Annotated in this window: 8 protein-coding genes; 6 read left to right on the forward strand and 2 right to left on the reverse strand. The window is 35.6% G+C overall.

The genetic code is table 11. The features are described 5' to 3' along the window. Positions 1–120: 120 nt before the first annotated feature. Positions 121–1,635, reverse strand: a complete 1,515-nt coding sequence (locus tag DCO56_RS26240) for a tetratricopeptide repeat protein (protein WP_108636640.1) — start codon at positions 1,633–1,635, stop codon at positions 121–123. A gap of 313 nt (positions 1,636–1,948) precedes the next feature. On the opposite strand from DCO56_RS26240, the gene DCO56_RS26245 reads away from it, so the two are divergent. Both DCO56_RS26245 and DCO56_RS26255 read left to right on the forward strand, forming a co-directional pair. Continuing rightward, the gene (locus DCO56_RS26245) at positions 1,949–2,335 is read left to right on the forward strand and encodes a helix-turn-helix domain-containing protein (protein WP_108636674.1); all 387 of its coding nucleotides are present in this window, start codon (positions 1,949–1,951) and stop codon (positions 2,333–2,335) included. Between the two features lie 627 nt (positions 2,336–2,962). Then, positions 2,963–3,718 carry an SDR family oxidoreductase gene (locus DCO56_RS26255; RefSeq protein ID WP_108636642.1) on the forward strand — a complete coding sequence of 252 codons (756 nt, stop codon included), beginning with the start codon at positions 2,963–2,965 and terminating at the stop codon, positions 3,716–3,718. Between the two features lie 284 nt (positions 3,719–4,002). On the opposite strand, the gene DCO56_RS26260 is transcribed toward DCO56_RS26255, so the two are convergent. Beyond that, on the reverse strand, positions 4,003–4,335 hold the full coding sequence (locus DCO56_RS26260) for a tetratricopeptide repeat protein (protein ID WP_181390683.1): 333 nt from the start codon (positions 4,333–4,335) through the stop codon (positions 4,003–4,005). 631 nt (positions 4,336–4,966) lie between these two features. Between DCO56_RS26260 and DCO56_RS30140 the strand changes: the two genes are divergently transcribed. The 4 genes from DCO56_RS30140 to DCO56_RS26270 form a co-directional block, all read left to right on the forward strand. Then, positions 4,967–5,332, forward strand: coding sequence for a DUF1016 N-terminal domain-containing protein (locus DCO56_RS30140; RefSeq protein WP_425444083.1), 366 nt, complete (start codon positions 4,967–4,969; stop codon positions 5,330–5,332). Next, on the forward strand, positions 5,299–5,619 hold the full coding sequence (locus tag DCO56_RS29945; RefSeq protein WP_219929457.1) for a PDDEXK nuclease domain-containing protein: 321 nt from the start codon (positions 5,299–5,301) through the stop codon (positions 5,617–5,619). The genes DCO56_RS30140 and DCO56_RS29945 overlap by 34 nt, the downstream gene beginning before the upstream one ends. A 35-nt stretch (positions 5,620–5,654) precedes the next feature. After that, positions 5,655–5,888 (forward strand): PDDEXK nuclease domain-containing protein, encoded by a 234-nt coding sequence (locus DCO56_RS29950; protein ID WP_281259442.1) that lies wholly within the window; start codon positions 5,655–5,657, stop codon positions 5,886–5,888. A gap of 405 nt (positions 5,889–6,293) precedes the next feature. Then, on the forward strand, positions 6,294–6,732 hold a 439-nt coding region (locus DCO56_RS26270; RefSeq protein WP_146191145.1), incomplete at its 3' end, for a nuclear transport factor 2 family protein.

A 6,732-nucleotide genomic window follows, 5' to 3' on the forward strand; every position in this document is an offset into this window, starting at 1 on the left:
AAGGTGTTGGATCGTGCTTGAGGAACCTACTGTTTATTCTTTGTTATCGAAAATGTTTTAATATTTTATGATGACAAATAATTCTGAATAGATTTGGAGTTGATTTTTTAGGAGGATTTCTTAACCTTCCGTAGGAGGATTGTCGTCCACATGGTTTCTCAGCCAGAGGATAAAATCCTCTTCCGGAGAGAGTCTTAGCTTTTTTCGTAGATTATAACGGTTGTTTTCAATTGTTTTTGTTGCTTTGAACGTATAGTCAGCAATCTCTTTTGTTGAGAAACCAAGATAAATATAAGCGCATAGGATTAACTCAGATGATTTGAAATTTGCGTCAATGCACAGCATTCTTTTTAAAAATTTAGGGTGAACCTCTTGGAAACGCGCCCAAAATGTTGGTGAATTTTTCTTAGCTAACGCTATAAGGTCTGAAAATGATTCATTTACTTTCAATTCAAGTGTTTCGATGAGCTGTTTATTTTGGGCTATTTCGATTTCCTTTGCAGAGAGTAGTTTCTTCTTTTTTAATTTGTATTTCCTATATTTCCATAACAATAGCAGTAGTGTGGCAAAAAAAGCTATGGCCAGCAAGATGTTTAATAGCTCGTCTCGATTTTTTATTATTAATTCCTGTTTTTCGATATTGTCTAATACTGCTTGTACTCGTTTTCTATTGTTATTTTCGTCAATTAATCGTTCAGAGGCAGATAGCTTGAGGTACTTTTCCTCATTATCGTGCTGTTGCAATTTGCTATAGCTTTTCGATATCTTTAAATACAAGTCCGCAGATGTAGATCGGTTAGAAGTTCTTTTTTGTTTGTCAGCTAGGGCAAGTAAATAATATTCAAGGGCTTTTTCCGTGTTTCCGGTCTGCATATAATAATCGGCATACAATTCAAGAAAAAGCGTATGTTGCCTATTATCTATTAGAGCCTGCTCGTAAGCGAGCTGGATAAAAGGAAAAGCTTCATTAGGCTTAAACTGTTCGATGTAGATCATCGCCTTATAATAAAATAGATTTGCTTTTACTTTATAGATTTTTTTTAAGCGATTATAAATAGAGTCCGGGACTGTTTCTGCATGTTGTATGGCTAATCCACTATAATAATGGGCGGGCGGATAATCGTTGATTATGGTGTAAGAAATTCCGAGGGCAGCGAGGCTAAGTGCTGCAGTCATTGCCGATTCAGGATCTTTTCTCGACAGTGTAAGATCAATTACTTTCTGATGCTGTTTAGCTTGTTGTTTATAAAGATGAAGTCGAGAATAATGAAATCCTTTCAGGGCCAGCAAACGTGCCTTTAGCGGCTTGTACCTCTTTGACGCGTTTTCGTTGAGCCCCTTTTCGATATATGGATATGATTTTTCGTATTCTTCCAGCATATTGAGGCAATAAGCTATATAATAATAAGTTTCCGCTTTACGCCTAGAATCAGCGGTTTTTTCGGCGATGATACTGGCCTTTTTTGCATACTGTAAAGATAGGAGGTAATTATTTTCGAGTGATTGGTCTGCTTGCTGCAAGAGAGAGTCAACTTTTGATTTGTTGGCCTGATCTCGATCACAGAAATGTAAATTGATGATACAGAAAAATAATGATAGAAATTTAAAATGGATCCCTAAAATACTGTGTAACATAATTAATAGATTAATATTCTCAATATTATATAATACCTATGAGGAGAAAATAATGATATTTATTCCTAAGACGTGTCAAATATCAAAAGCTATATTTCGTTTGGAAAGTAATGATTCAAGCATGGGTCAATACGTAAAGATATCGAAAAGACCATCGTCGAAATATTTCATTTTAAAGCTTACTAACAATACTTTGGTCATCATATCTTATTAAAATTTCAATAATGGATTACATTTTTTGTAAATTGTTGTCATCAATAGGGTGGATGTAGGTGTTCCATTTTTTATGTTTAATACTTTTTTCGAAAATCAGATGCAAGAAAACCAACATGAAATCCTCAAAAGAGGTACAGAAATTACCCAAAGATATTTTGAGTTTTTGAACCAACATATTGATGACGTTGCGTCGGGTAGAGTCATAGCGTTTATGGAAATTAATGAGATCGCGAGCGCACTATTTCTTTCGCACACCCATTTAACCGATACGATACAAAAAGAAACAGGAAATCATCCTTGTTATTTTTATGATCTAAAAATTATAGATCGGGCAAAGGAGCTACTTTTATCATCTGCTATCCCTATAGCAGAGATTGCACGTATACTGACTTACGATCCTTCTAATTTTTCCAAGTTCTTTAAAAAGTTTGTCGGGAAAACCCCGGGGCAATACCGCAAAAATCTAAAAAATAAAGAAGTATAAAGACTCACCATGATATTAACTTGTTGCTGTTAAAGTACCCTACTTATCGTTTAACTAAATATTGATAGTTCAAGTCCTTTGCACTATTTCTTACGTGCTTTCTTAACCAAGTTATAATTGTTCGTCTATCGTGAATACTATATTTTTCCATAGCTTCTTCGAGTAACAGTTCCCCTCTTACGATAGAGAGAACGATGAGGGCCTTATGCTCTTTGGAATAGCGATTAACAGAATTCTTTTTCATAATTTTTAGTAATAGTGTTGAATAGATCAGTTTAGCTTTCATATCAAAATAGTAAGAAGACGGATGTGAAAATTCTGGAAAGTATCACAAATCTACAACAAACTTGAAAAGTTTTTTTTAAGGATTGAAAAAACTCACCCCCCAAGAAGTACCCTCTCGATAAATTAATCATTTAATATTTTGTTATTTAAGACTATATATTAAAAAATGTAGTGTACAAGCGATGCGATATTAAGATTATGCACGATGATTTGACAGGAAATACGAAGGAACGAGAACGAAAATTAGAGGTGATTAAAATTCCGAAAAGTTCACCATAAAATCTCCAAATGGGATGAACATCTTTGTACTAACAGTTTTAAAACATTAAAATATAAGAGAAAATGGCAAGAAACGATTTAACAGGAAAAGTGGTTTTAATTGCGGGAGGCGCAAAAAACTTAGGGGGCTTATTAAGCCGGGATTTTGCATCAAAAGGAGCAAAAATTGTTGTTCATTATAATAGCGAAAGCACGAAAATAGATGCCGAAAAAACTTTGGCAGATGTCACTAACGCTGGTGGTGAAGCATTTTTATTCCAGGCCGATCTGACTGATGTCAAGAATATCGTAAAACTATTTGATGCTGCAATCGAACGGTTTGGAGGAGTTGATATTGCTATTAATACAGTTGGAAAGGTTTTGAAAAAACCATTTGCAGAAACGACAGAGGAAGAATACGATAGTATGAGTGACATTAATTCAAAAGTGGCCTACTTTTTCATACAGGAGGCAGGGAAGAGAATCAACGAGAATGGAAAGATCAATACAATTGTAACATCCCTGCTTGCTGCATATACAGGTTTGTACTCCACGTATGCAGGTGCGAAGGCGCCCGTTGAGCATTTTACCAGAGCGGCTTCTAAAGAGTTTGGGCCGCGAGGCATTTCGGTGACCGCGGTTGCGCCGGGGCCGATGGATACACCGTTTTTCTATGGTCAAGAGACAGCTGATGCAGTGGCTTATCACAAATCAGCTTCAGCACTGGGGGGACTAACAGATATTAAAGATATTGCTCCCTTAGTGGAATTTTTAGTGACTGATGGATGGTGGATTACCGGGCAGACTATTTTTGCTAATGGTGGATACACAACTAGATAATAGAAATAAAAAGAGACAATGCAATGACTGTATGCATTGTCTCTTTATCTCTCGTTTCAAATCCAACAAGTCTTCATGGGATGTAGATCTGATTTTTTGCGGTAGAACCCAGAAAATCCAAAAAGGGCATATTTGAATGGGACTAATATGCATAGGTACATCACAATGTATTTGACATCTTTCTAACATCAAAAAAGGTTATCGGAGGATAGCCTTTCTTATTATCCTATCGTTTGTAGAATAGCTGCCAGTGTACGATATTCAGTGCGACCCCTGTATATTTTCTAATTAGCCTTATCTGAAAATGTATTGATTGAGTTGAGACTGTAGTAAGCAATCCCATTATCGGGATATTCTTTCAGGATCTGTTCATAAAGCGTTTTTGCTTTTTCTGCTTCCATTGTCTGTACATAACAGAATGCAATATTACAGAGAGCCATTTCCCGATAGCACATTTTTGAAGCACTCAATAGTGTTAGCGAACGGTACCTGTCCAGCCAAGTATATTTCGTAAAATAATCAGCACTCTGCTTAAAGTAACCTAGAGCTGTTTTGAAATCCTTTTGTTTGATCGCTTTCATCCCCTTATTGTGGCTTGAAGGGATTGTCTGTTGCAATAATATAGTTATAAGTACAAAAAGCACTACGCCTATAAAAAAGCCATGTTTCTGAAAGAAAAACACAGCGATAGTAATAAAAAGTAACCATACTAAGATAATGATTATGATAGCTGGCCAAGATACTTGTCGAACTATTGGAACATTTGCACTCATTTTATCAAAAACTAATTTCGCATGTAATGGTATGCTAAATATACTAAAACTGTCTTAAAGTATTATTTTATCGCTAAGTTACCAAAAGAATAAAAAGCATGGTGTTGAATCTGTTTTATTCAAAAATATTGTTTCTAACACCTGGTAATAATCAGGAGCATAATTAAATACAATTTTTCATCTGAGAGGCAATAAACTCCGATTTGGTTCTTTTAAACCTGATTGCTGATGGAAAAATACTTACTATCTTTATATTCTTTTGTTGAAGAGATCATGATTGAGATGATCTTTAAATTTGGGCGTTAAGCTGGAAGGAACGTCGTTTAAAAGAACACTCAGGATTAGCAGTATATGAATAAGCATATTCAAAACATGATATGGGCAGCAATGTCAAAATGAAAGATTTAGACTATAACGAAATATTGCAACAAGCTGTTGCAGAAATCCGTACCAACCGGACATTGGTGCTAAGCAGATCAATAGCGCTGCGAATTCCATGTATTGGAATTTAGGAAAACTGCTTTCGGAGAAAAAATTGGAGGAAGGCTACGGTAGTGGTGTGGTCAAACAATTGTCTGTTGATCTGAAAAGTGAGTTTCCCGATATGGGGCTGTCGCCACGCAACTTATGGAATATGAAACGTTTTTATCAACAAAATACAAAACTGCTACAGAGCGTAGCAGTTTTGCCATGGGGACATAATCTACTCTTATTAGATAAAATAAAAACTATAGAGGAGGTTATGTTTTACGCTAATGAAGCAGTAGTAAAAGGTGGTCTCACGATTTATTGCTCAATGCGATTAAGATGGACAGCTATAGTCGAGTCACGAATCAATTGAAAACGCATAATTTCGATACCGCTCTGCCTGAGATAAGTGCCGAATATGCAAATGAAGTATTCAAAAGTTCGTACAATTTAGGTTTTTTGGGAATTACTGAGCCAGTAAAAGAGTTGGAATTAGAAAAGCGCTTGATCGCTAAGATTAGGTATTTTGTATTAGAGCTGGGCAAAGGGTTTTCTTTTATAGGCAATCAATACCGCTTGGAGTATAACAACAAAGAGTACTTTGTTGATATGCTTTTCTTCCACAGAGGTCTACGCTCTTTGAAGTTGCTATTGAATTAAAGATTGGTAGTTTTAAAGCAGAATATGTCGGCAAGATGAATTTGTACCTATCGTTACTAGATAAATTGGAAAAAGGTGAAAGTGAAAATCAGTCTATCGGCATTATTCTTTGTGCAGATAAAAACCACTTGGATGTAGAAATAGCATTGCAGGATATCAATAAACCTATTGGTGTTGCTGAATATCAATTGTTATTATCAAAAGAAGAACTACAGACCTTAGTAATGAACGAAATAAGAACTACAGAAAACGAAGAGGAGTTTGAATAAATTAAACCCCAAATAATGCTTGGGTTAGGATTCATTTGTTTATTCACAACCAAATTATTGCAAAATCAACTATTGTCAATAAAATTATCCTGATCCAAAATTTCACTCAAGCAATTTAAGTATTGCTGTGTTTTCCCTGGAATTCTTATTCCGGTAATTTTATGTTTAAATATAGCTTAATTGAAGCATTATTTTGAATTAATGATTTTTGAACTTCCGTGCATCTATTTGTTGAAATCCGAATTTCTATGTCAATAGGACTTTAACTTCACCTTACTATTCCTGCCATTCACCGAGTTTTCCTGTTCGTTAGTCTAAAGCACGTAGGCTAGGGGCCTATTGTGTTGTAGTTTTGAATCAACAAATAAGTACAGAAAAAAACTAACACAATAAAATAAAGACATTATGAACTCATTAGTAAAAACCTTCACAGCAGCAGCCCTAATCGCAGTATCCACTTTTGCTATGGCCGCTAACAAACCAGCATCAAAAACTGAAAAAGTAACCGTTAACCTTTCTACAGCAGACTTTGCCTTAGAGCACTATGTTGCTGTAACTACGGAGGGAGAATCAGCAGGGGTTGAGCAATTATTCGCGGAAGATTTCAACCAAAAGATCCAAGCTTCCAATGTACAGTCTCATAGCCGTAGTGCGGTTGTCAAATCCTTGAAAAAACAAAAAGGGGAGAAGCTCAACTGTACGGTAGCTACTGACATTATCGAAGAGTCTGCCGACTTTATGGTTGCTAAAGTAACACTAAGATTTGAAGACTTTACCAAGACTGATCTGGTAACTTTGGTACGTGAAGGTAATGATTGGAAAGTGTCCAAATCAATCAACTCAT

Source organism: Sphingobacterium athyrii (assembly GCF_003071065.1).
Lineage (GTDB): Bacteria > Bacteroidota > Bacteroidia > Sphingobacteriales > Sphingobacteriaceae > Sphingobacterium > Sphingobacterium athyrii.